This window comes from Zhihengliuella flava, assembly GCF_015751895.1.
In the GTDB taxonomy this organism is placed as follows: Bacteria; Actinomycetota; Actinomycetes; order Actinomycetales; family Micrococcaceae; genus Zhihengliuella; species Zhihengliuella flava.
On record NZ_JADOTZ010000001.1, the window covers coordinates 1,965,329 to 1,987,730 of the forward strand.

The following is a 22,402-nucleotide window of genomic DNA, read 5'->3' on the forward strand; positions in this document are numbered from 1 at the left end:
TCGACGGCCTTGACCGGCGTCCGTCGGGGCTGCCTACTCTGGCCTCACCCATTGATCGGAGGTCAATCATGACGCAGGAACAGCAGGACCCCACCGAGCAGAATCCCATCGACTACCACGCCATCGACGAGTCCGCGCCGTTGGTCGCCAATGACGCGGCCGGCGAGTTCACCGAGCGGGCCTCGGACCGTCCGGAGGAGTCGCCTCTCGGGGAGGACCCCGTGATTGATGATCCGGAAGACGGCCGGCATGCAAGCCCCGTCGAGGAGGGGGACCAAGACGCCCCGCGGACCCTGAACGCGGAGGACCCGCTGCGGGACGCGCAGTTCGCCGCCGGCGAGGACCCGTTCCCGCCGCCACCCATCCGCTGAGGGCGCCTGTCGCCCCACGCAAACGCCTCCGGGGCGGGACCATCACGCGATGGTCCCGCCCCGGAGGCGTTGTGGTGGTGTGGGCCTGCCGGCCGGCGGGCCCAGGGACCTAGCCGGCGAACTCGGCGAGCACGTCATCCAGGGTCTGGCCCCGGCACTTGCTCTGCGGTTCCGACACGTCGGCCACGGTGGGGTTGCGCAGCAGGTAGTTGCGCTCCACGTAGCCCAGATCCGTCACGTCGGACATTGTTGCCGGTGATTGTGTTGGCCGACCCAGCACGCAGTGCGTTGCTGCTGCACGCCGTCCGCCGGGGGTGGCCGCCGGTGCCCGCGGGCCCCGACGCCTTCGTTCCCGCGACTGGGGCGCACGCACCCGGGTGCACACAGCACGAGGCCCCGCCCCTGATGACAGGGACGGGGCCTCGGGTGGCGTGGCGATTACTTCTTGTCGAAGTGATCTTTGACGTCGCGCGCGGCGTCGCTGATCTTCTCACCAGCCTGCTTGAGCTTGGCCGAGGCCTGATCCTTCATGCCCTCTGCCTGAAGCTCCTCGTTGTCGGTGGCCTCACCGGCGGTCTGCTTGGCCTCGCCGGACACTTCCTGGGCCTTGTTGCTGATCTTGTCGTCGAGTCCCATGATTCCTCCTCTGAGCTACAGGTAAAACGGTGGTCCTAAACGGCCGGGTGCTCTACTTGGCGGCGAGCTCGCCGGCGTCGTTCTCCAAATGGGAGCGCATGAACCACTGGAAGAGCTCCAGCTGGCCCGTCTGCGCAATGAGCAGGTCCTCGGTAATCGGGTCGATCTCACCCACCATGTCGATCGCGTCGCGGTGGCTGGAGATCAGGCCGTTGTAGACCTCATCCAAAGCGGCGAGGTGCTCCGTGGTGGAGCCGCGGCCCACGCCGTAGTCATCCCACTGGCGAGCCTGCACCAGCGCGCCCGGCAGGCCGTTCGGCGGCACACCCATGGTGGCCATGCGCTCGGCCAACTCATCAACAAACCCGCGCACGAGCTCGATCTGCGGATCCAGCATCTCGTGAACCGAGATGAAGCCCTGGCCCACCACATTCCAGTGGGCGTGCTTCAGGGTCAGCTGCAGATCGTTCAATGCGTGCAAGCGATCCTGCAGTGCGTTGGCGACTTTGTGGCCCTCCTCAACCGAGAGGCCGGGAACAGTAAACTTCGCTTCGTTCTTTGCTGCCATCGAAGGTCCTCCTTCGGGAACTGACTTGCACTAACTCTGCTCACGCTAACGATTTTGGCAGGGGTTGGCTAGCTCAGGTAGGTGATTCCCAGCGACTATTCAGGTTCTCTCCCGTGAGTGCGGAGGTGGCCCTACCGCCCGCCTCGCGACGGCGGTATCTTCACTGCATGGACTCCACCGAACGCGAGCGGGACGCGGTGGCCGCGCACCGGGACGAGACGCCGGACGAGCGCGCGGACCGCAATTGGAACGAGCTGCTCCAAGAGCTGCGCGTCATGCAAACGGGCGCACAGATCTTCGCCGCGTTCCTCATGACCTTGCCCTTCCACCCCCGGTTCTCCGACTTGGCGCAGTGGCAGCACGTGATCTATCTGGTGCTGCTGGTGTCCGCGGCGCTGGTGGTGGCCGTGATCATGACCCCGGTGGTGATCCATCGCAGCCTGTTTCGGCGGGCCGTCAAGGCGCAGACGGTCACGTGGGGGCACCGCTTGGTGCGCGTGGCCGCCGTCGGCATCGGCCTGGTGGTCTGCCTCGCCGTATTCCTGATCGTCACCGTGGTGGCCACGGTGGAGGCTGCGTTCTGGATCGGTGGCCTCTTGCTGGTGGCCACGCTGGGGCTGCTGGTGGCCGCCCCGGCTGCCATCCGGCGTCGTTCCGTTACGTGACGTCGTCCGGGTGGGAGCCGCTGCGGAAGCCGCGCTCCAGTGCGGCGATGGCCTCGAGCTCGGCCTGGCTCAGCGCGAAGTCGAAGACGTCCGCGTTGGCGCGGATGCGCTCCGGTGCGCTGGCCTTGGGGAACACGATGTTGCCCTCCTGCAGGTGCCAGCGGATGACCACCTGGGCGACGGAGACGCCGTGAGTGGTGGCGATGGCGGTCAGCGTGGGGTCCTCGAGCAGGCGCCCGCGGGCCAGTGGGGACCAGGCTTCGGTGGCGATCCCGAGGTCCGCGTGGACGGCGCGTAGTTCCCGCTGCTGCAGCCACGGGTGGAGCTCCACCTGATTGACCGCCGGAGGGATCTCGGCGTGCTGGAGCAGCCGGTCCAGATGCGCGGGCTGGAAGTTGGAGACGCCGATGGCGCGGACCAGCCCGTCCCGGTGCAGGCGCTCGAGCGCGCGGTACGTCTCGAGGTAGAGCCCGCGCGCGGGGCACGGCCAGTGGATGAGGTAGAGGTCAAGGTAGTCGAGGCCCAGGTCGGCGCGGGTGGCGTCGAACGCGCGGAGCGTGGACTCGTAGCCTTGGTCCTCGTTCCAGACCTTGGAGGTGATGAAGAGGTCCTCGCGCGCTAGGCCGCCGCTCATCGCGGCGGACAGGGCGCGTCCGACGCCGGCCTCGTTGCCGTACAGGGCGGCCGAATCCAGGTGCCGGTAGCCGGCACCGAGGGCGGTGCCCACGATCTGTTCGGCCTCGGGGTCCGGGACCTTGTAGAGGCCGAACCCGAGCTGCGGGATGCTGACGGCCTCGGTCAGGCGGATCTGCGCGGCGGGCAGGGGAGCGGTGAAGGCGGAGTCCATGGGGCGATGGTATCGGTGCAGCGCCTAGCGGGGGACGAACCGGCCGAATGCGGTTGGTTTACCGCGGGTGGGGTCTGGCCCTTCCAGTCGTAACAAGACCGCCGATTGCGGCGTGGACGGATGGTGAGGTTGAGGTCGATGTCGGGACGGTAGGGGATGGCGCGGTGACGTGGTAGTACCTCTGCGTCCTCATTGGAGCCGAACCTGGGCTTGGACGGCGAGGTTGCAGAACTTTCTGCAGGCAGACGACGACGGCGGGGCCGTCACCCTTCCTGCGAAAGGTGACAGCCCCGCCGTCGTGTAAGTCCCAGATTCTATCTAGGGGAGAAGTCCACCGCCCAGTGCTTAGCCGAAGTACTTCTCCATGGTGCTCTCATGGGCCTCGCGCAGTTCCTCGACGCTGGCCGTGAAGACGCCCTGCACCTCGAGGTTGCCGGAGGCCGCGTCGACGATGCCCAAGCGGGTCACCGGGAAGCTGCGCGCGGTCAGCATGTCATTGAAGCGCACCTCCTCGGAGCGCGGGACAGCCACCACGGCACGGCCCTGCGACTCGGAGAACAGCGCCGTGAACGCGTCGATGCCGTCCCGCTCGCACACGTCGTCGAGCGCCACACGGGCACCCACGCCGTGGCGCAGCACCATCTCCGCCAGCGCAGCCGCGAGGCCGCCCTCGGAGAGGTCGTGCGCCGAATCGATCATGCCGTCACGGCTCATGTTGACCAGCAGCTCGCCCAGCAGCTTCTCCCGCGCCAAGTCCACCTTCGGCGGAACGCCGCCCAGGTGGCCGCGCAGGTTCGCGAACTCGGAGCCATCCAGCTCATCGGCGGTGGTGCCCAGCAGGTAGATCGCCTGGCCATCCGCGTCCGGGCGCCAGCCCGACGGCGTGCGGCGCGCGACGTCGTCGAACTTACCCAGCGTGGCCACCACTGGGGTCGGGTGAATCGCCTTGTCCCCGGTTTGGTTGTATAGAGAGACGTTGCCGCCGGTGACCGGGACGCCGAGCTCCATGCACGCGTCGGAGAGGCCGCGGATGCCCTCGGCCAGCTGCCACATCACGTCCGAATCCTCCGGCGAACCGTAGTTCAGGCAGTCGGAGACGGCGGCCGGGATGGCACCGGAGGTGGCCACGTTGCGGTAGGACTCGGCCAGCGCCAACTGCGCGCCTACGTACGGGTCCAGGAACGTGTAGCGGCCGTTGGCGTCCGTAGCGATCGCGACGCCGAGGCCGGACTCCTCGTCCACACGCACCACGCCGGCGTCGTCCGGGGAGGCCAGCGCCGTGTTGCCGCCCACGTAGCGGTCATACTGGCGCGTGATCCACGACTTGTCACACATGTTGGGGCTGGCGATCAGCTCCAGCACGGCGGCCTTCAGGTCCTCGCCGGACTCCGGAAGATCCACGGCGTTGACGGAGCCACGGAACGTGTTGGCCTGCAGCTCGTCCTGCCACTCCGGGCGCGCGTACGGGCGGTCATACACCGGGCCGTCGTGGGCCACCGTCTTCGGGTCAACGTCCACGATGACCTCGCCGTCCCACGTGATGATGAGGCGGTTGTCATCGGTGACCTCACCGATCCAGGAGTACTCCACGCCCCACTTGGCCATGACGGCCTCAAACGCGTCCTGATTCTCCGGGGTCACCACGGCCATCATGCGTTCCTGCGACTCGGACATCAGGATCTCGCCCGGGGTTAGCGTGGAATCGCGCAGCAGCACGTCCGTGAGCTCCACGCGCATGCCACCCTCGCCGTTGGAGGCCAGCTCGCTGGTGGCGCAGGAAATGCCTGCGGCGCCCAGGTCCTGAATGCCCTCCACCAAGGAGCCCTTGAAGAGCTCGAGGCAGCACTCAATCAGCACCTTCTCGCTGAACGGGTCGCCCACCTGCACGGCGGGGCGCTTGGACGGCTTGGAGTCGTCGAACGACTCCGAGGCCAGCACGGAGGCGCCGCCAATGCCGTCGCCACCGGTGCGCGCGCCGAAGAGGACCACCTTGTTGCCCACGCCCGACGCGTTGGCCAGGCGCAGGTCCTCGTGCCGCAGGACGCCGACCGCGAGCGCGTTAACCAGCGGATTGCCCTGGTAGATCGGGTCAAAGACCGTCTCGCCACCAATGTTCGGCAGGCCCAACGAGTTGCCGTAGCCGCCAATGCCGGAGACCACGCCGTGCACCACGCGCTGCGAATCCGGGTGATCGATCGCGCCGAACCGCAGCGGATCCATGACGGCCACCGGGCGGGCGCCCATGGAGATGATGTCACGGACGATGCCGCCGATGCCCGTGGCCGCACCCTGATAGGGCTCCACAAAGGACGGGGAATTGTGGGACTCGATCTTGAAGGTCACGGCCCAGCCGTCACCGAGGTCCGTCACGCCGGCGTTCTCGCCGATGCCGACCATCAGGTCCTTCTTCATTTCCTCGGTCACCTTGGCGCCGAACTGGCGCAGGTGGTTCTTGGTGGACTTGTAGGAGCAGTGCTCGCTCCACATCACCGAGTACATGGCCAGCTCCGCGGCGGTGGGCCGGCGGCCGAGGATCTTGACGATCTCCTCAAACTCGTTCTGCTTCAGGCCCAGCTCGGCCCACGGCAGCTCCACGTCCGGCGTGCCGGAGGCGTGATCCACGGTGTCGATGTTGAATTCCTTCTCGGTGGCCTCAGCGGTCACTTGGCGCCTCCAACAAGAGTGGTCAGGACGGAGGTGAAGAAGCCCAGCCCGTCAGTTCCAGTGTGGTCCGGCCCGTAGCCCGCCTCCACGGCGTGCTCCGGGTGCGGCATGAGTCCGACGACGTTGCCCGCCGCGTTGGTGATCCCCGCGATGTCCCGGCGGGACCCATTGGGATTCCAGCCCACGTAGCGGAACGCCACGCGGCCCTCGCCCTCCAGCTCATCCAGCGTGTGCTCGTCCGCAACGTACTGGCCGTCCTGATTCTTCAGGACGATCTGGATTTCCTGGCCGGCGGTGTACTGGTTGGTCCACGCGGTCTGGTTGTTCTCCACGCGCAGCACCTGGTCCCGGCAAATGAACTTCAGGTGGTCATTCTTGATCATGGAGCCAGGTAGCAGGTGGGACTCGGTCAGCACCTGGAAGCCGTTGCAGATGCCCAGCACGGGCAGCTTGGCGTCCGAGTTCGCCGCATCGATGATCTTGTCCATCAGCGGCGCAAAACGGGAAATGGCTCCCGCACGCAGGTAATCGCCGTAGGAGAAGCCGCCCGGAATGATCACGGCATCGACGTCGTGCAGGTTGGCGTCCGCGTGCCACAGGGACACGGCCTCGGCGCCGGCGAGGCGCACGGCACGGGCGGCGTCGCGGTCATCCAGCGTTCCCGGGAAGGTGACGACGCCGACGCGGGCGCCGGAGAGTTCGGTGTTCGGCGTCGAATAGTCGCCGATCAAGGGGGTCTCGGTCATGATTAGTCCTCGACCACCTGCACGTTGACCACGTCCTCGATGACCGGGTTGGACAGCAGCGTCTCGGCGGCCTCACGCGCCTGAGCCAACACGGCGTCGTTCACCTCGCCATCCACCGTCAGCTCAAAGCGCTTGCCCTGGCGCACGCCGGAAAAGGCGTCGAAACCGAGGCGGGGCAGTGCGCCCACGATCGCCTTGCCCTGGGGGTCCAGGATCTCGGGCTTGGGCATAACATCAACAACAATCCGGGGCATCCGGTGCTACTCCTGTGGGCGAGGGTGATTGAACGCCCGCGGAGGGAAGAAGGTGCCGTCTCACGCCTTCGGGCGCTCCGCGAGCTTGCCCCACCAGTCTACCGGTCGCGCGGGCCTGCCGTGAGCCACGCTGTGTCACCGCGCATCGTGGGTGAGGTGGGGCGGGAGGCGCCGCCTAAGCTGGAGGGCATGACTGCCCCGCACCCTGGACCCTCCGCCCCGGACGAGCGCTGCCCGTGCGGCACCGGAGACACCTACGGCGCGTGCTGCAGACGGTTCCACGCCGGCGGCGCCGCGCCCACCGCGGAGGCGCTCATGCGCTCGCGGTACAGCGCCAATGCCCTGCTCGCCCGCGCCCCGCGGGACCTCGGCGAATACCTGTTCCAGACGTGGGACCCGGCCACGCGTCCCTCCCTCGCCGAGCTGTCCGAGCCCGGCCCGCAGTGGGTGCGGCTGCAGGTGCTCGCCGCCAGCGGTGGGCCGTTTGATGACGCGGCGACCGTGGAATTCGTGGCGTTGTACCGGGCGGAAGACGGCACGCGGCAGCGGTTGCACGAGCTCAGCCGGTTCCGCCGTGAGGCCGGCCGGTGGCTCTACGTCGACGGCGAGCCGAGCTAGCGGCGTGGTGGGCGCCCGCTGACAGCGCGTGGCGGGCAGCCGATGTACCGGCCAGCCCACAATGGTGCGGGGCTCAGGGGGCCCATCCGCAAAAGGCCTCGTCAGCGGGTTGTTCGCGCTGGCGCGCGGCCTGATACCGAGGCGAAAATGGGCTGGTCGGTACGCTAGGCCGGCGCGGCTGGGGCCCGGTAGACGTCGGTGCACCTGAAACTCACAGTTCCTCGGCTCGCGAGGCTTTCCTGAAGGCGGAGGGGCTAACGCCGTTGACTGCGCGGAACTGGCGAGAAAAATAAAACTCGTCCTGATAGCCCACGGACCGGGAAATTTCGCCGATGCTGTCCCGAGTGGTGAGCAGCATGACGCGGGCCCGCCCCATACGGGTGCGTTTGAGATAGTCCATGACCCCACCGCCTGTGGCCTGTCTAAAGACAGCAGAGAGGTGTGACGCGCTGAGCCCGATATGGGCCGCGACGTCCGTGAGGCTGATGGGTTCCGCCAGATGCTCCACGAGGTACTCGCGCGTACGCTGTACGGGCCCCGCCTCATCGCGGGGGCCCATGAGGTGCTCGGCACCCAACTGGGCCAAGACATGCCACGCCGCACCGCTGGCCGTCCGAAGCGATGGTGCCGACTCGTCCCGTTCCAGCGCTTGCATCACCTGCTCCATCCCGTGGGTGATGCGGACGGGATCATGGAGCGCGACGACTCGACGGCCCGGTTCGAAGGGTGCCAGCAGTTCCGGTAGATCTTGACCGACCACGTGAAACCACCAAAGAGTCCACGGGTTCGACGCGTCTGCTCGGTAGAGATGGGAAACGCCGGGAGGCAAGACGATGGCTTCTCCTCGGCCAACCCGGAGGGTACTGCCATCAATATCGCACCACCCCAATCCATCTGTGCAGGCCAAGACGACAGCCTCCGGTGCACCATGAGGGCGGGATCGGCCATGGCGGGCGGCGTGCGGGAAGTAACCCGCGTCCGTGACCAAGAGCCGAGAACTTAGTCCTGACGAGGATATTTGAGCAATGAGCGGGCGCGGGAGGACGCGCATTCGCTGCTGCGGGAACCCGTCTTTGAGGTAGCTCACCATGCATCAAGTCTGCGCACGCCTCTCGCTGGAAGTCCATCGAATCGTCTAGGTAGACCGTCAAATCTGGTATTCAACGAATAGTGATCTGCGCCATAACGTCGATCGCATGTTGAACGATGAGTTGATGCTGCCGGACCGGCCCAAGAGCATGTCGGACCAGGCCGTAGCTGCCTGGCGAGCGCCCGTGACGATACGCACCTACAAGCCGGCGTCCCCGTCGACGCTGCCGACCTATCTCAATGAGCGTGTCTACCAAGGGTCGTCCGGCCGGGTGTACCCGCTGCCCTTTCATGAACGTATTGAGGCAGAGGCAGTCGACCATGAATGGGACGCCATCCACCTAGAGAATGAGTGGATCCGGCTCGTCGTGCTTCCGGAACTCGGCGGCCGCATCCAGTGGGCCATTGACCGGCACTCGCAGCGCGAGCTCTTCTACAACAACCCAGTCATCAAACCGGCGCTTGTCGGATTGGCTGGGCCATGGGTAGCCGGCGGCGTCGAATTTAATTGGCCACAGCATCATCGCCCGGCAACCTACCTCCCGACCGATACGCAGATCGAACATGAGGAGGATGGGGCCGCCACGATTTGGTGTTCTGATCACGACCCCTTCGAGCGCATGAAAGGGATGCATGGCATTCGGCTCAGTCCTGGGTCGTCGGTCATCGAGACTCGCGTGCGATTGTTCAACCGGACCGCCATGACTCAAACATTCTTGTGGTGGTCCAACGTCGCAGTACGCACGGGCGACGACTTTCAATCGTTCTTTCCTCCGGACGTTGCGGCCGTGGCGGATCATGCGAAGCGCGCGATGACGGCTTTTCCGGCCGCGGATCGTCCCTACTATGACATTGACTACCCGTCGAGGTCCGCGGACTCATTCGAGGCAGCTGACGGCACCCGCGTGACGGGGGACCGCATCGACTGGCCGCGCAATATCCCGGTCCCGACCTCCTACATGGTCACGGATTCTGATTACGACTTTTTCGGTGGCTATGACCACGCCACAGAACAAGGATTCGTGCACGTCGCAGACCGCAGAGTGGCGGTGGGCAAAAAGCAGTGGACGTGGGGTGAAGCGGAATTTGGTCGGGCATGGAACCAAAATCTGACCGACGATGACTCCACGTATGTCGAGCTGATGGCCGGAGTTTTTACCGACAATCAGCCAGACTTCGCCTTTATCGCGCCTGGAGAAACCAAGGTCTTTTCTCAGTACTGGTATCCAATCCGGAGTATCGGTCCCGTATCTCAGGCCAGTCGCGATGCGGCTCTGCGAGTGGACCGCGACGGCTCCTCAGTACTGGTGTCCGTGGTGGTCACCGCAGACCGACCAGGGTGTCAGCTCGTGGTGCTGGACGAGTTGGGCAACGTCATAACCGAGCAGGCCGTGGATCTTGATCCCAGCAGTTCGTACCAGTGGCAGACGGCCCACCATGACCATGCTCGGACGATCGAGGTTCGCCACGGGAATCGTGTGCTGGTCAGTCAGACGCTGCGCAACGAAGCGGCGGGCGCAGGTCCTAGCAAGAAGGAGGCGCTCGACGGAATTCAAACCGCTGTCGAGCCGGCAAACCCGCAGTCTGTTGCCACGGTGGAAGAGCTAGCGGAAATTGGGGCGCATCTGGATCAGTATCGCCACGCCACCCGCTCTCCAGAACCGTACTGGGAAGAAGCGCTGACGAGAGATCCGGCCAATGCTCGGGTGAACACTGCGCTCGGCATACGCCGACTCCGGCAAGCTCGATTGACTGATGCGGCAAGGCATTTCCGGACGGCGATTGCCCGGGCAACGGCCTATCACCCGACGCCCCAGGACATGAGCGCACACTACTATCTCGGACTCACCTTGAGCCTGAGCGGCTGCCCTGACGCTGCATACGACCTGTTTGCGCGGGCGGCGTGGAGCCGCGACTGGAGGGCTCCGGCAACGTACCAAATGGCGCAGCTAGACGCAGCCGCTGGACGGCACAACGAGGCGCTGCATCGCCTGAACGATGTGCGGCGCGCCGAACCAGAGAACCTCCAGGCTAGCGCCCTCCGGATCATCATCCTGCGTCGAATGGGGCGCACCAGTGAAGCCGAGGCGCTCGTCCACGAGGCGCTGGCTCTCGATCGACTTCACTGGTGGATTCGAGACCTCGCTGGCGAGGCCCTCGAAACTGACGCGCTCACGTGCATGGACGTGGCCGCTGACTATGTGGCGGCGGGAAGCCTCGAAGATGCTCTGCGTGTTCTAGACCGCGCTCTGGAACTGGACCAGCGGCGTGCAGTAGGCCAGGCCTCTTGTACAGTCCTCGCGCTCCTGCACCGCGCAGAAATTCTTGATCTATTGGGGCGGAGCAGGTCAGCCGTCGAGGCACGTGAGGCGGCAAAGTCCGCCAGCCGGACGTGGTGTTTTCCCGGCAGACTTGAGGACGCGTTGATGCTCCAGCGATCCGTGGATCACGATCACCTGCCAGTGGCGAGTGCACTCTTGGGGCACTGGCTTTACGGCGTCGGCCGGCACGATGATGCTGTGACACACTGGCGCACCGCAGCGCAGGATCTAGAGGACGCTATCGTCCACCGAAACATCGGGCTCGCCTTGGCTGCGCGGCAAGCGGACGACGCCGGGGCGCGGGCGGCATACGACGTGGCCCTCGCCCTCGATCCGACCCACTCAGGCCTTTTGCGCGAGAGCGATCAACTGGACAAACGGCGGGGCGTCAGTGTCAACGCCCGACTGGCTCGGCTGCAGCAGGCGGAGTGGGCCATTGCAGAACGCGATGACCTTGCCGCTGAGCTGGCCCAACTCCTTCTCAGCGCGGTGCGTCCAGAGGATGCCTATCGCCTCCTCAGCACACGCGAGTTTCGCCCATGGGAAGGCGGAGAGGGAGAGGTTCTCCGAGTCTGGGAGCGGGCCTGTTCGGCACTGGCCCGGAGGTGCCTCCAACGCCGGCAATATGACGAGGCCCGGATGTGGGTAGGCAAAGCGCTTCAGCCCCCGGCGACTCTTGGCGAAGCACGTCATCCATTGGCGACGACGGCGAGGTTGAAGCGCCTTTCCGGTGACATCGCAGCCGCCGCTGGCCAGCTCAGCGAAGCTCGCTTGGAGTGGGAAAGCGCGGCTCGCCACATTGGTGACTTTCGCACCATGAGCGCCAGTAGGCATAGCGAGTCGACCTACGACTCCATCCTGTCTCTGCAGCGCCTCGGCCGCAGCGAAGAAGCCCTCAGGCTCACCCGGGACCTACGGGAATTCGTCGAGGAGCTTGCGAACGCAGAGCCCGCGATCGATTACTTCGCCACATCGCTTCCAGAATTGCTGCTCTTTCCGCCGGACCTGCGTCGGCAGCGAGACATTCGAGTTCAGTTCTTCCGGGCTCAACTCGAGGCTCTTGAGAGCGCCGACGCGGCCGTTCAGAGGCTGCAGAGAATTCTCGATCGGGTGCCGGACCATCCGGACGCTCACGACCTATTGACTGAGATCAAGGAGCAAGAATGACCTACCAACCACTCGCCATTGCTGACCACCTTCCAGAACGGCTCACCCTGACACTGTGGGACTTTTCGTGGTTTGTCAGGACGGGCCCGGGCGAACCGTTCGAGGACCTGGACCGTGCCTTTGAAGAGGCCGTCGAGCGTGGTTACAACACCGTAAGAATTTGCGCCATGCCCTATTTGCTGTTCGGCTCCGGCATCGACACGAGCGAGTTGAGGCTCGGTGGGATGGGCGGCCAATATGCCCAGGGGGTCCGCTGGTACGACGTCAAGGCGGAGACGACGATTGACGCTCGAGCACACTTGCTTGAACTCTTCCGTGCGGCGAAGCGGCATAACTGTTTTGTGATCGTCTCCTCGTGGGAGTACCAGCAAAGTCCAGCATTTGCCGCGACTGATGAGTGGTATCGGGCCTTGCACGCGGTGGCGCCTGAGGAACGAGCTGTCGAACTGGCACGCGCTGAGGCAGCCCTGCTGGACTTCTTGGCTCAGCACGAGCTGGCCGATCGAGTAGCTTTCGTGGAATTGCACAATGAAGTCCAAATTGGACATCTCACCGAAGGCTTGGACGCGTTCGGCGACGAAGCAGTCATCCCTTTGCGGGACCGACTCGCGCGCGGAGTAGAACTTTTTCACGAGTTGCAGCCCGAGGTGCCGGTGACCGTGAACTATGCCGGAGTCCCCGTCGGCGTCATGCGGGGGATCCCCGACAACGTCGACGTCCTCGTGGTGCATCCGTACGTTTACGGCGTGCTTGATGACCTCATCGAAACCTATGGTCTGCGTGGAGAGGTAAACGCATACCGACAAGCAGAAGCCCGGCGCGACCTCTTGCGTGCAGATGCCCCAGACGTCGCTGACTGGTCTGTCTCAGCTCAAGATGCCTGGCGGTTGGACGCAATGATCGTCTCAAAGCCGGAGATCTATACGCACGACTGGTGCGATCCCGAAGCCTTTGACGGGTGGCTTTACGAACATTACGGCGAGCATCGGCACGCCATGGACGTCAAGCTGCGGCTGTGGTTCGAGACGGCAGCCGACCATGCGGCCGCGCGCGGCGTTCCCTTGGTCTTTGGCGAGGGCTGGGTCGGTTACACACCGAAGGATGGGCGATTCGAAGAGGGCCCAGTCGGTGCCCGCATTTGTCGCGAAGCGATGGCCTTATCCGCCCAGGTAGGGGCGTGGGGATCCATCGTTTGTTCCAATGCCGCACCGCAGCACGCCATGTGGGCGGATATCAGGCTCCAGCAAGAAGCCAACGCGCTTTTCACCCAGAAATGAATCCCACCAACAACACAGCGCACAACATGCGCAGGGAGGTTCGACGATGAACATCACCAGCACAGATATTTCCCTTAATAGAAGAAACCTACTCCTAGGTGCCGGGGCACTGGGGGCCACCGGATTGCTAACCGGATGCTTGGGAACAGGAGGTTCCGGACAGTCGCAGCCCGCCAGTAGTGGAAGCGGGGCCTCCGGCGGCTTAGTCACGCTGCAAAATTCACAGTCTGATCCGAAGCCCAAGGAGGCCCTCGAAACTCTCATTGGTGATTATCCAGGAGAAGCTGAGATCAATACGGTGGCAACTGAGCAGTTTCGTGCGCAGCTCTCCACCTACCTGACGTCAAGCAACCCGCCGGACGTCCTCACGTGGTACGCAGGATCAGTCTCGCGCAACTACGCAGCCGAAGGTCTGCTTTTGGACCTATCTGACCTCTGGTCTGACGGAGGTGTCTGCGCAAACTTCCCGGATGCACTGCGCGAACTGTCTACCGATGAGAGTGGAAAGCAGATTTTTGTGCCCACGAACTACTACTGGTGGTCAGTGTTCTACAAAAAGTCGGCCTTCGAAGAGTGGGGAGTGGAGCCGCCACAGAGCTGGGATGACTTCTTAGCCTTGTGTGAAGAGCTGAAGGGGCGAGGCGTTACTCCACTGGCCAACGGCATCGGCGCGTCGCCTTGGATGGCCTCAGGATGGTTCGACTACCTCAATCTGCGAATCAATGGAGCGCAGTATCACCGTGAGCTCTTGGCGGGCGAGCATGCGTTTACTGATCCCGAAGTTGAAGCAGTGCTGGAGGAGTATGCCAAGCTGATCCCGTTCTTTGACCCGAATATGGCCTCACTTTCGTATCAAGAAGCCGTCACCCCCATGGTGCAGAACAAGTCGGCCATGTACTTGGTGGGCGCCTTCGTGACACAGTTCTTTCCTGAGGATCAGCGTGAGGACGTTGACTTCTTCTCCGTGCCGACGATTGACCCGAACGTTCCGAGCGCGGAAGAAGCGCCGACCGAGGGATACTTTGCCGCTGCGGGAACGGATAACCCTCAAGGCACGATGGAACTCTTGACGTACCTTGCGTCTCCGGAATCACAACAAACCTTCATTGATATCTCGGCATCATCCAACTTGCCAACACATCCTGATGTGGATACCAGTAATTTCTCCCCCTTAGTGCAAAAGGGAATCGAGCTCCTGCAGAACACCGAAGAGATTACTCAGTTCTTCAATCGGGACTCGTCGGACGCGCTCCAGGCAACGGCTGATGATGCACTCACAAGATTCCTCGCCAATCCATCCGATATTCCTGAGATTCTCGCTAACTGGCAAGCAGCAGCCGAGCGAGTTTGGAACCAATGACTGCGGTGAGAGCGGAGGGTGCGAGCAGGCCCGCCCCTCGCGGTGGTCAGCGACCCAGCTGGCTCCGTGCGGTGCGCCGGGTCCCGTTCGTTGTTTGGTTATTCCTCCTCATTCCGTTGCTGCTGGAGTTCTTCTGGGTTTTTTGGCCCGCTATGAACTCCTTCTCGCTTTCTTTTACGAACTGGAATGGCGTAGGTGCCGCGGATCCGGTGGGGTGGCAGAACTATCGTGATCTGCTATCTGATCCAGTTTTCATGACAGCCCTTCGGAACAACATTATCTGGGTCATTGGATTCGGTGGAGCATCTGTTTCCCTCGGTCTATTCCTAGCGGTCCTGCTCAATAAGCCGGGTCGAGGAATTGGCCTCTACAGGGCAGCGGTCTATTTGCCGATGGTTTTCTCACTGGCCGTCACCGGGCTGTTCTGGCGAGTGCTGTACTCTCCGGATGGGCTGGTGAACTTCTCATTATCTGCCATCGGCTTGGGCGGTCTGGAGCGGCAATGGTTGGCCGACCCGGAGGTAGCGCTCTATGCGGTACTCATCGCTGCGGTATGGCGGCAAGTTGGCTACATCATGGTGCTCTACCTCGCGGGCCTCAAGGGCGTTGACCCCTCGCTCGAGGAGGCAGCCGCAGTGGACGGCGCAGGCAGGTGGCAGCGATTTACGCGAATCGTTCTTCCGCAGATGAAGGGCGTGAGTGCGGTGGTCTTTGCTGTCACGGTCATTGATTCGCTGCGCACCTTTGACATCGTTTGGGCCATGACCCGCGGCGGTCCATACAACTCCACGCACCTCTTGAGCACCTACATGTTTGAGCAAGGGTTCTCGTTGGTGAATTTGGGCTATGGATCCGCCATCGCCGTGGTGATCTTTGCACTAGCGATCGTGTTCATCATTACGTACTTGGTGCGTTCACTGCGCGAGGAGGACCAATGAGTACCGTCACCGTTTCACGAAAGCAACCTGTGAAAACGCGGCCGAGACCGAGGAAGGAGCGCCCCTGGTGGTTTCACGCGCTGATGGCGCCCTTCGCGCTCTTGTGGGTCACGCCCATGCTCTTTGTCCTCCTCGTGGCGCTACGCCCGTTCGATGACATCGTGAGCCGTGGGTTGAGTGCATGGCCGGGCGCCCTCAGCTGGGAGGGCTTCGCGACCGCATTGGGTGCTGGCGGGATCGCCAATGCACTGTGGAACTCCATCGTGGTCACTGTGGTCGCCGTTGTGCTGTCCCTCATTCTCTCCTCATGGGCGGCGTACGCGCTCAGCCGGTTCGCGATTCCCGGCAGGACGGCAATTCTCTTGATCATGCTGGCGGGTAACCTCCTACCGCCGCAGATCTTGCTGATCCCCGTGGCCAAAATTGTCGAAGGCCTCGGGATCTACGATTCGCTGTGGGCCCTGATTATCGTCCAAGTCGGTTTTGGCATGGGCTTCTACACGTTTGTTCTTCACGGCTTCATGCGGTCGCTGCCGGACGAGATCTTTGAAGCAGCGCGAATCGATGGCGCGGGTGCGATCCGCATCTATGCGCAGGTCGTCCTGCCCCTCGCGAGACCGTCGCTTGCAGCACTCACCGCGTTGGCGACGACGTGGGTCTTCAATGATCTGATTTGGGCCATGACGGTGTTGCGCACTGAATCGCATTTCCCGATCACGGCGGCACTGCTCAATCTGCAAGGCGGGTTCGTGAGCCAGTGGAATGTGGTCGCAGCAGGCTCGGTGATCGCAGCGATTCCTACTGCTGTGGTCTTCTTCATTTTTCAAAAGCAGTTTGTCTCGGGGCTACTCGTGGGGTCCAGCAAGTAGCGATCCACGTGCAGAGCTCCGGCTGGCCTTCAGCCCGCGCCTTGGCGCGGGCTGAAGGCTTATTCGACGAGGCCGGGCACCTCGCGTAGCCCGTCCACCCCGCGAATCTCCTCCGGCGCCAGCGTGACGTTCAGCAGGGGCAACGTCGGCAGGGCGGCTCGCAGCTCTGCCACCAGCCCTTCCTCCGCCGCGCGGCGCCGCGCGAGGAACTCCCCGGCGTCTGCGGGGGAGCGCTTGTTGACCACCAGCGAGCGGACCCCGATGCGCTGCCGCCGCAGCTGGTCAGCGAACTCGATGGTCTCCGCCACCGGCAGCCGCTCCGCCGCCAACACCAGCACAAACGCCGTGCATTGCGCGTCGCTGAGCGCCTCGCGCAGCCGCGCAAACCGCTCCCGCCGCCGGGTGAGTACCGCACGAATCTCCGCGTCCCGGGATTCGTTGGCGCTGGACTTCCCGCCAAGGCCCACCAAGGCCTCGCCGAGCCGCTCGCTGGCATCGCGGCGCTTGAGCAGCCCATCCGTCCACGCGGTCATGAGCTCCGGTAGCTCCATGAGCCGCGCGGTGTGGCCGGACGGGGCCGTGTCAAAGAGCACGAGGTCGTAGCCCGCGCCGTCTGTGCGGCCGGCACCAGCACGTGCGCGCTCGTTTCCGCTCGCGTCAGTCACGTGCTCGGTCAGCTCGGCGATCCGCTCTAGCACCGATGCCTCGTGCGTGCCCGGCGCCTCAGCCGCCAGCTTGAGGTACTTGTCCACTTCGCGGTGCAGGTGCTCGGGCATCATCCCGCGGATGGTGCCGCCGACCTCACGCAGGTGCCGCTGCGTGGTGGCCGCGGGATCCAGCTCCAGCAGCTCCAGCCGGCCCGCGCCGTCGTCCGCCGCCCTCGTTCCGGCACCGAGCACGGGCACCGGGGCGTCCCCGAGCCGCAGGCCGAACAGGTGTCCCAAGTTGTGCGCGGGGTCCGTCGAGACCAGCAGCACCCGGCGCCCGGCGTCGGCCTCGGCCAGCGCGGTGGCGGCCGCCAACGTCGTCTTGCCCACGCCGCCCTTGCCGGAAAAGAAGGCGATGCGCGTGCCCCTCGTTAGCCCGCGCAGCCCGGCGCGACCGTCCATGTACTTGTCCTCTCCGGGGCATCTCAGCAGCAGGAAATCGAATCGAGCGGGGACCGGTCCATCCCCATCCGCCGGTGCCACGAGTGGAAGTTCTCAAACACGATCGGCAGCAGCTCCAGCGTGTAGTAGCTGGCCGGGTTCGGCACGCCCAGGGCCTCGGACATCACCAGCATCATGAACAAATCCTCCTCATCCCGCTGTGCGCGCGCCAGAGTCCGCCGGTACGGGGCGTAGTAGAACTCGCGGAAGCCTTCCGCGATGGCGGCAAGCCGGCTCATCGGCGCGGTCCTCCTTTCAGGAGCAGGGGGGAGACGACGACGGCGCGGCACCCGTTGCGCAATACCGCGGGTGCCGCGCCGTGACCGGTTAGCGGCGTTCGGTCGCCGAATCTGAGGCCGCGGCGTCCGCGGACTCGTCCTCGGGGAGATCCTCCAGTGGGCCCGAGCGGCGGGCGCGGTTCATGGCGCCGATCGCCTCGATGATGACCCACACGGCCGCGATCAGGATGATGACGTCCAGCACCAGCAGCAGCCAGTTGCCGGCGGCGTAGAACTGGCCCATCTGCACCACGAGGGCGATCACGCTCATGACCAGCACGAAGGTGAGCGGGATGAGCGCGGGGAGCACCGGGCGGCGCTTGCGGATGAGCATGACGGCCACAATGGACAGGGTCAGGCCCGCCAAGATCTGGTTGGTGGTGCCGAACAGCGGCCAGATCAACATGCCACCGGAGCCGTCCGCGCCAGCGGAGAAGGTCAGGCCCACCGTGATGACTAGGACGATCAGGGTCGCCGCCAGCGGCTTGAGGCGGATTCCGGCGATCTGGCCCATTTCAGAGACCACAAAGCGTTGCAGGCGGATGCCCGTATCCATGGTGGTGGCCGCGAAGAGCACGGCCATGGTGGCCAGAATGGTGCCGGAGAGGCCCTCGGGAATGCCCAAGCCCTGGTTGACGATCGCGCCGCCGCCGGAGACGAACGCGCCCACGCCGCCCTCTCCGAAGGCCGAGTAGATCTCCTCCCACGCGGCCAGCGAGGCGAAGCCGGAGGACACGGCGATCACGGTGCCGAGCGCCAACAGGCCTTCGCCAACGGCGCCAAAGTAGCCCACAAACCGGGCGTCGGTTTCCTTGTCCAGCTGCTTCGCCGTCGTACCCGAGGCCACAATGCCGTGGAAACCGGAAATGGCGCCGCACGCAATGGTGACGAAGAGCAGCGGAATGATGGACGGCGTTCCGTCCGGCACGTTGTGGTTGATGGCCGGCGCCACCATGGTAGGGCCGGAGATGATGATGGCCGTGTACAGGATGCCGAGGGCAATGAACAGCTGCAGGCCGTTGATGTAGTCGCGCGGCTGCAGGAGCATCCATACCGGCAGCAGGGACGCGATGCCCGCGTAGATGAACAGCACTACGATCCAGAAGGCGCCGGCGCTCAGGCCCATGATGGTGTCCGGCAGGACGATCGGGTAGGCATCGCCCAGCAGCATCAGCGCGTACAGGGCGACGACGCCGACAATCGAGACGATCGGCAGGGACCACTTGAGCTTGTAGATCGCCTGGCCAATCAGCAGCGCCACGATCACGGCGCCCCACGCGGGGATGACGGCGGTCGGCGTGGAGACCAGCAGGCCGGAGATCACGACGGCGAAGGCCGCGTTGACCATCAGCAGCACCAAGAAGATGACCACCAAGAAGAGGTTCCGGCCGTGGCCACCGATGTAACGGCCGGCGAGCGTGCCAATGGACTGGCCCTTGTGCCGGTTGGACGCCCACAGCGCGCCGAGGTCGTGCATGCCAGCGAAGAAAATAGTGCCGAGGGTGACCCACAGCAGGGCGGGCAACCAGCCCCAGATGACGGCGATCGCCGGGCCGACGATGGGCGCCGCGCCCGCCACGGACGTGAAGTGGTGGCCCCACAGCACGTACTTGTTGGTGGGGACGTAGTCGACGCCGTCCGCCAGCTCGTGGGCCGGGGTCTTGTATCCGGCGTCGAGACTGTAGACCTTCTTGGCGAGGAATTTGGAGTAGAGCAGATAGCCCGCGATGATCATCGCGATGCCTATCAGCGCTAGAACAACGGAGTTCACGGCAGACCTTCTCTCAAAGCGTGGTGCGTGGCGGTGGCTGGCGGCGGCGAGTGATGGGCCGCGCCGGTCAGGCCGTCAGCGAGTGTGATGGTGCTCGCCACATTCTAGGCTAGACGTGCCCCCGGTCACAGGGCTGGGTGAGGTGTCTGCGCTGGCCGGTCGAAGTGGTCGGTGAGCGGTGGGGCGCAGGAGTGATGGTGTGGCGTCTTCGTGACGATCCGGCTGACTCGGCGGGTCACTCGTTGGGCAGGGGCAGGGCTTCCGCCACCGCGAGGAGGCGTGCGCGCAGCACGTCGGACCGCTCCGCGAAGTTCTTCTGCTGCCGCACGTAGCTGGCCTTGCCCTCCGGCGTCTCGATCCTGATGGGCTCATACCCCCACTCGGCCAGATCATAGGGGGAGGCCTGCATGTCCATGGTCCGGATCTCCCAGGCGAGCTCGAAGCAGTCCATGACGAGTTCGCTCGGTACCGCCGGCGTGAGCTTGTATGCCCACTTGTAGAGGTCCATGTTGGCGTGGAGGCAGCCGGGTTGCTCCAGGTGCCGCTGGGTCTCGCGGCTCGGCTGCAGTTCATTTAGCGGCACCGCCTCCGGCGTATAGAACCGGAACGCGTCAAAGTGCGTGCACCGGATGCGGTGCTCCTCAACCACCCGATCCGTGCCGGATGCACCGAGCCGCAGCGGCAGGTACTCGTGCCGGATCCCGTTGGATTCCGATTTATACGCCATCGCCCATTCGTGCAGTCCGAAGCACGCGAACTGGCCCGGACGGCTCGCCGTACCCGCCAGAATCATGCGGGCAAACCGGACGGCCTCAGCCCGAGCGGCGCTGAACGCATCCACATCAAGACCCACACCGCCGTCGTGCTCCGTGTAGAACTTCCAGCCGCGGCGTTCCGCCGCCGCTTGACCCTCCAGTACGACGCCGGCGCCCGGGTGCCAGCGCTGCAGCTGGCCGGGCTTCTGGGTGTAGTAGGTGAAGAGGAAGTCCTCGACGGGATGCTTGCGCTGCGTCCGGCGACGCTCCAAGAACGGCGCGGCAAAGCGCTCTACGCGCGCACGGTGAGCGGCGGCGCGCGGCAGCCACGCGGATTCGGGGAGGGAGAGCATCGCCTCTATTTTAGGGCAGTGCGCTCGCGTTCACATGGCCCCGTTCTTGGTGCCGCAAAGGTCCGCCTGCCCTGAATTTCCGCAAGCGGGCCAGCGAAGAACGGGGCCAAATGGACGGGATCAGCCCCAGCGGCCCCAGCGGCGGCAGGGATGAGCAGCTTGGCCTGGGGGATGAGTCCCACCGGCCCGGGCCACGCGAGGGAGTGGCTAGCGGCCCGTCCCGCCGTAGACGGTGGCCTCGACGTCGGTGTCCAGCCCGAACACCGCGTGGACGGCCCGCACCGCGTCGTCCAGCTTGTCCGCGTGCGTCACCACGGAGATGCGGATCTCCGAGGTGGAGATCATGTCTACGTTGACGCCGGCCTCGTGCAGGGCCTGGAAGAACTTGTAGGAGACGCCCGGGTTGGATCGCATGCCTGCGCCGATCAGGGACAACTTGCCCACCTGGTCGTCGTACTCAATGGCCTCGAAGCCCACGCGGCTCTGGGCATCACGCAGCGCGTCCAGCGCCTCCTTGCCCTCCACGATAGGCAGGGTGAAGGAGATGTCCGTTTTGTCCTTGCCCGCGGTGGAGACGTTCTGAACAATCATGTCGATGTTGGAGTGCGCACCCGCGATCACGCCGAAAATCTCGGCGGCCTTGCCGGGCACGTCGGGGACGCCGACGACGGTGACCTTGGCCTCGGAGCGGTCATGTGCAACGCCGGAGATGATGGGCTGTTCCAAGGGTTCTCCCTCTTGAATCTTGATCTTGTCGTCTTCGCTGGGCAGCACCCACGTGCCCTCGTGCTCGCTGAAGGAGGACCGCACGTGCAGCGGCACCCCGAAGCGCCGCGCGTATTCCACGCAGCGCAGGTGCAGGATCTTGGCGCCGGAGGCCGCGAGCTCCAGCATTTCCTCGCTGGAGATCGTGTCAATCTTCTGGGCCGCGGAAACGATGCGCGGGTCCGCCGTATACACGCCGTCGACGTCCGTGTAGATCTCACACACGTCCGCGTTCAGTGCCGCCGCCAGCGCCACCGCCGTGGTGTCCGAACCGCCGCGGCCCATGGTGGTGACGTCATTGCTGTCCGGGCTCATGCCTTGGAACCCGGCCACGATCGCCACGTATCCGCGATCCACCGCCTGGCGCACGCGCTGCGGGGAGACGTCGATGATGCGGGCCTTGCCGTGCACGGCGTCGGTCATCATGCCGGCCTGGCTGCCCGTGAAGGACACGGCCTTTTCCCCGGCGCCGTCGATGGTCATGGCCAGCAGGGCCATGGACATGCGCTCGCCGGCGGAGAGGAGCATGTCCATCTCGCGGGCGGGCGGGTCGTCCGTCAGCTGCCCGGCCAAGTCCAGCAGCTCATCCGTGGTGTCACCCATGGCAGAAACCACCACGACGACGTCGTTCCCCGCCGCCTTGGTGTCCATAATTCGGCGGGCGACGCGTTTGATGCCCTCGGCATCCGACACCGACGATCCGCCGAACTTCTGCACAATCAGGCTCATGCCGTAGCACTCTCCCAGGGGTTGGTCTGTTTGGGGCGCCGATCAGCGGCGCGGCGTCACGGAGGACACTGCCGAACAGTGTAGCCATCGGGTGAGTTGGCACCGCGATTTCGTGACCGTCAGAGGTCACATTCTGCGCGGCCGATTTCATCCCACGGGAGGTACTGCCCGCGCCCGGTTGATTCCTACAGTAGAGGTCAGGAAGGGGCAGCG

General features: G+C 64.7%; 21 protein-coding genes. 8 read left to right on the forward strand and 13 right to left on the reverse strand.

The features are described 5' to 3' along the window. Nucleotides 1–68 precede the first annotated feature (68 nt). Nucleotides 69–371, forward strand: a complete 303-nt coding sequence (locus IW252_RS09120) for a hypothetical protein (RefSeq protein WP_196836270.1) — start codon at nucleotides 69–71, stop codon at nucleotides 369–371. A 109-nt stretch (nucleotides 372–480) separates the two neighbouring features. On the opposite strand, the gene IW252_RS09125 is transcribed toward IW252_RS09120, so the two are convergent. The 3 genes from IW252_RS09125 to IW252_RS09135 form a co-directional block, all read right to left on the reverse strand. Continuing rightward, nucleotides 481–618, reverse strand: a complete 138-nt coding sequence (locus IW252_RS09125) for a hypothetical protein (RefSeq protein ID WP_196836271.1) — start codon at nucleotides 616–618, stop codon at nucleotides 481–483. Nucleotides 619–809: 191 nt separating this feature from the next. Then, on the reverse strand, nucleotides 810–1,007 hold the full coding sequence (locus IW252_RS09130; RefSeq protein WP_196836272.1) for a CsbD family protein: 198 nt from the start codon (nucleotides 1,005–1,007) through the stop codon (nucleotides 810–812). Nucleotides 1,008–1,059: 52 nt separating this feature from the next. After that, a complete protein-coding gene (locus IW252_RS09135) occupies nucleotides 1,060–1,575 on the reverse strand; it encodes a Dps family protein (protein ID WP_196836273.1) in 516 nt (171 codons plus the stop codon). A 167-nt stretch (nucleotides 1,576–1,742) separates the two neighbouring features. Between IW252_RS09135 and IW252_RS09140 the strand changes: the two genes are divergently transcribed. Next, nucleotides 1,743–2,240: a DUF6328 family protein gene (locus IW252_RS09140; RefSeq protein ID WP_196836274.1), complete on the forward strand. Its 498-nt coding sequence runs from the start codon at nucleotides 1,743–1,745 to the stop codon at nucleotides 2,238–2,240. On the opposite strand, the gene IW252_RS09145 is transcribed toward IW252_RS09140, so the two are convergent. From IW252_RS09145 to purS, 4 genes are all read right to left on the reverse strand, one after another. After that, nucleotides 2,233–3,087, reverse strand: coding sequence for an aldo/keto reductase (locus IW252_RS09145; RefSeq protein ID WP_196836275.1), 855 nt, complete (start codon nucleotides 3,085–3,087; stop codon nucleotides 2,233–2,235). The genes IW252_RS09140 and IW252_RS09145 overlap by 8 nt on opposite strands. Nucleotides 3,088–3,432: 345 nt before the next feature. Continuing rightward, nucleotides 3,433–5,751 carry a phosphoribosylformylglycinamidine synthase subunit PurL gene (gene purL, locus IW252_RS09150; protein ID WP_196836276.1) on the reverse strand — a complete coding sequence of 773 codons (2,319 nt, stop codon included), beginning with the start codon at nucleotides 5,749–5,751 and terminating at the stop codon, nucleotides 3,433–3,435. Continuing rightward, on the reverse strand, nucleotides 5,748–6,497 hold the full coding sequence (gene purQ, locus IW252_RS09155) for a phosphoribosylformylglycinamidine synthase subunit PurQ (RefSeq protein WP_196836277.1): 750 nt from the start codon (nucleotides 6,495–6,497) through the stop codon (nucleotides 5,748–5,750). The genes purL and purQ overlap by 4 nt, the downstream gene beginning before the upstream one ends. A gap of 2 nt (nucleotides 6,498–6,499) precedes the next feature. Beyond that, nucleotides 6,500–6,751, reverse strand: coding sequence for a phosphoribosylformylglycinamidine synthase subunit PurS (gene purS, locus IW252_RS09160; RefSeq protein ID WP_196836278.1), 252 nt, complete (start codon nucleotides 6,749–6,751; stop codon nucleotides 6,500–6,502). A 189-nt stretch (nucleotides 6,752–6,940) separates the two neighbouring features. Here purS and IW252_RS09165 point away from each other — a divergent pair, with 189 nt between their 5' ends. Continuing rightward, the gene (locus tag IW252_RS09165) at nucleotides 6,941–7,369 is read left to right on the forward strand and encodes a YchJ family protein (RefSeq protein WP_196836279.1); all 429 of its coding nucleotides are present in this window, start codon (nucleotides 6,941–6,943) and stop codon (nucleotides 7,367–7,369) included. Between the two features lie 211 nt (nucleotides 7,370–7,580). Here IW252_RS09165 and IW252_RS09170 read toward each other — a convergent pair whose 3' ends face one another. Beyond that, on the reverse strand, nucleotides 7,581–8,459 hold the full coding sequence (locus IW252_RS09170; RefSeq protein WP_196836280.1) for an AraC family transcriptional regulator: 879 nt from the start codon (nucleotides 8,457–8,459) through the stop codon (nucleotides 7,581–7,583). 106 nt (nucleotides 8,460–8,565) lie between these two features. Between IW252_RS09170 and IW252_RS09175 the strand changes: the two genes are divergently transcribed. From IW252_RS09175 to IW252_RS09195, 5 genes are all read left to right on the forward strand, one after another. Further along, nucleotides 8,566–11,946, forward strand: coding sequence for a DUF5107 domain-containing protein (locus IW252_RS09175; protein WP_196836281.1), 3,381 nt, complete (start codon nucleotides 8,566–8,568; stop codon nucleotides 11,944–11,946). Continuing rightward, entirely contained in the window at nucleotides 11,943–13,223 is a 1,281-nt protein-coding gene (locus IW252_RS09180) for a cellulase-like family protein (RefSeq protein ID WP_196836282.1), read from the forward strand. The genes IW252_RS09175 and IW252_RS09180 overlap by 4 nt, the downstream gene beginning before the upstream one ends. A 46-nt stretch (nucleotides 13,224–13,269) precedes the next feature. Next, on the forward strand, nucleotides 13,270–14,583 hold the full coding sequence (locus tag IW252_RS09185) for an ABC transporter substrate-binding protein (protein ID WP_196836283.1): 1,314 nt from the start codon (nucleotides 13,270–13,272) through the stop codon (nucleotides 14,581–14,583). A 254-nt stretch (nucleotides 14,584–14,837) separates the two neighbouring features. Then, nucleotides 14,838–15,521, forward strand: coding sequence for a carbohydrate ABC transporter permease (locus tag IW252_RS09190; RefSeq protein WP_231365968.1), 684 nt, complete (start codon nucleotides 14,838–14,840; stop codon nucleotides 15,519–15,521). 83 nt (nucleotides 15,522–15,604) lie between these two features. Then, nucleotides 15,605–16,390, forward strand: a complete 786-nt coding sequence (locus IW252_RS09195) for a carbohydrate ABC transporter permease (RefSeq protein WP_231365969.1) — start codon at nucleotides 15,605–15,607, stop codon at nucleotides 16,388–16,390. Between the two features lie 59 nt (nucleotides 16,391–16,449). On the opposite strand, the gene IW252_RS09200 is transcribed toward IW252_RS09195, so the two are convergent. The 5 genes from IW252_RS09200 to IW252_RS09220 all read right to left on the reverse strand — a co-directional run bounded on the left by IW252_RS09200 (nucleotide 16,450) and on the right by IW252_RS09220 (nucleotide 22,189). Further along, a complete protein-coding gene (locus tag IW252_RS09200; protein ID WP_196836286.1) occupies nucleotides 16,450–17,499 on the reverse strand; it encodes an ArsA family ATPase in 1,050 nt (349 codons plus the stop codon). 23 nt (nucleotides 17,500–17,522) lie between these two features. Next, nucleotides 17,523–17,777: a cory-CC-star protein gene (locus tag IW252_RS09205; RefSeq protein ID WP_196836287.1), complete on the reverse strand. Its 255-nt coding sequence runs from the start codon at nucleotides 17,775–17,777 to the stop codon at nucleotides 17,523–17,525. A gap of 88 nt (nucleotides 17,778–17,865) precedes the next feature. Further along, nucleotides 17,866–19,587, reverse strand: a complete 1,722-nt coding sequence (locus IW252_RS09210) for a carbon starvation CstA family protein (protein WP_196836288.1) — start codon at nucleotides 19,585–19,587, stop codon at nucleotides 17,866–17,868. 235 nt (nucleotides 19,588–19,822) lie between these two features. Continuing rightward, nucleotides 19,823–20,695 carry a 3-methyladenine DNA glycosylase gene (locus tag IW252_RS09215; protein WP_196836289.1) on the reverse strand — a complete coding sequence of 291 codons (873 nt, stop codon included), beginning with the start codon at nucleotides 20,693–20,695 and terminating at the stop codon, nucleotides 19,823–19,825. Between the two features lie 207 nt (nucleotides 20,696–20,902). Further along, nucleotides 20,903–22,189, reverse strand: a complete 1,287-nt coding sequence (locus tag IW252_RS09220; RefSeq protein WP_196836290.1) for an aspartate kinase — start codon at nucleotides 22,187–22,189, stop codon at nucleotides 20,903–20,905. Nucleotides 22,190–22,402: the final 213 nt, after the last annotated feature.

Coding starts and splice junctions, on each gene's coding strand:
- IW252_RS09185 (WP_196836283.1), top strand. CDS start 13,270: ATGAACATCACCAGCACAGATATTTCCCTTAATAGAAGAAACCTACTC.
- IW252_RS09175 (WP_196836281.1), top strand. CDS start 8,566: ATGTTGAACGATGAGTTGATGCTGCCGGACCGGCCCAAGAGCATGTCG.
- IW252_RS09200 (WP_196836286.1), bottom strand. CDS start 17,499: ATGGACGGTCGCGCCGGGCTGCGCGGGCTAACGAGGGGCACGCGCATC.
- IW252_RS09195 (WP_231365969.1), top strand. CDS start 15,605: ATGGCGCCCTTCGCGCTCTTGTGGGTCACGCCCATGCTCTTTGTCCTC.
- IW252_RS09180 (WP_196836282.1), top strand. CDS start 11,943: ATGACCTACCAACCACTCGCCATTGCTGACCACCTTCCAGAACGGCTC.
- IW252_RS09205 (WP_196836287.1), bottom strand. CDS start 17,777: ATGAGCCGGCTTGCCGCCATCGCGGAAGGCTTCCGCGAGTTCTACTAC.
- IW252_RS09190 (WP_231365968.1), top strand. CDS start 14,838: ATGACAGCCCTTCGGAACAACATTATCTGGGTCATTGGATTCGGTGGA.
- IW252_RS09220 (WP_196836290.1), bottom strand. CDS start 22,189: ATGAGCCTGATTGTGCAGAAGTTCGGCGGATCGTCGGTGTCGGATGCC.
- purQ (WP_196836277.1), bottom strand. CDS start 6,497: ATGACCGAGACCCCCTTGATCGGCGACTATTCGACGCCGAACACCGAA.
- IW252_RS09130 (WP_196836272.1), bottom strand. CDS start 1,007: ATGGGACTCGACGACAAGATCAGCAACAAGGCCCAGGAAGTGTCCGGC.
- IW252_RS09140 (WP_196836274.1), top strand. CDS start 1,743: ATGGACTCCACCGAACGCGAGCGGGACGCGGTGGCCGCGCACCGGGAC.
- IW252_RS09125 (WP_196836271.1), bottom strand. CDS start 618: ATGTCCGACGTGACGGATCTGGGCTACGTGGAGCGCAACTACCTGCTG.
- IW252_RS09215 (WP_196836289.1), bottom strand. CDS start 20,695: ATGCTCTCCCTCCCCGAATCCGCGTGGCTGCCGCGCGCCGCCGCTCAC.
- IW252_RS09135 (WP_196836273.1), bottom strand. CDS start 1,575: ATGGCAGCAAAGAACGAAGCGAAGTTTACTGTTCCCGGCCTCTCGGTT.
- IW252_RS09170 (WP_196836280.1), bottom strand. CDS start 8,459: ATGGTGAGCTACCTCAAAGACGGGTTCCCGCAGCAGCGAATGCGCGTC.
- IW252_RS09145 (WP_196836275.1), bottom strand. CDS start 3,087: ATGGACTCCGCCTTCACCGCTCCCCTGCCCGCCGCGCAGATCCGCCTG.
- purS (WP_196836278.1), bottom strand. CDS start 6,751: ATGCCCCGGATTGTTGTTGATGTTATGCCCAAGCCCGAGATCCTGGAC.
- IW252_RS09165 (WP_196836279.1), top strand. CDS start 6,941: ATGACTGCCCCGCACCCTGGACCCTCCGCCCCGGACGAGCGCTGCCCG.
- IW252_RS09120 (WP_196836270.1), top strand. CDS start 69: ATGACGCAGGAACAGCAGGACCCCACCGAGCAGAATCCCATCGACTAC.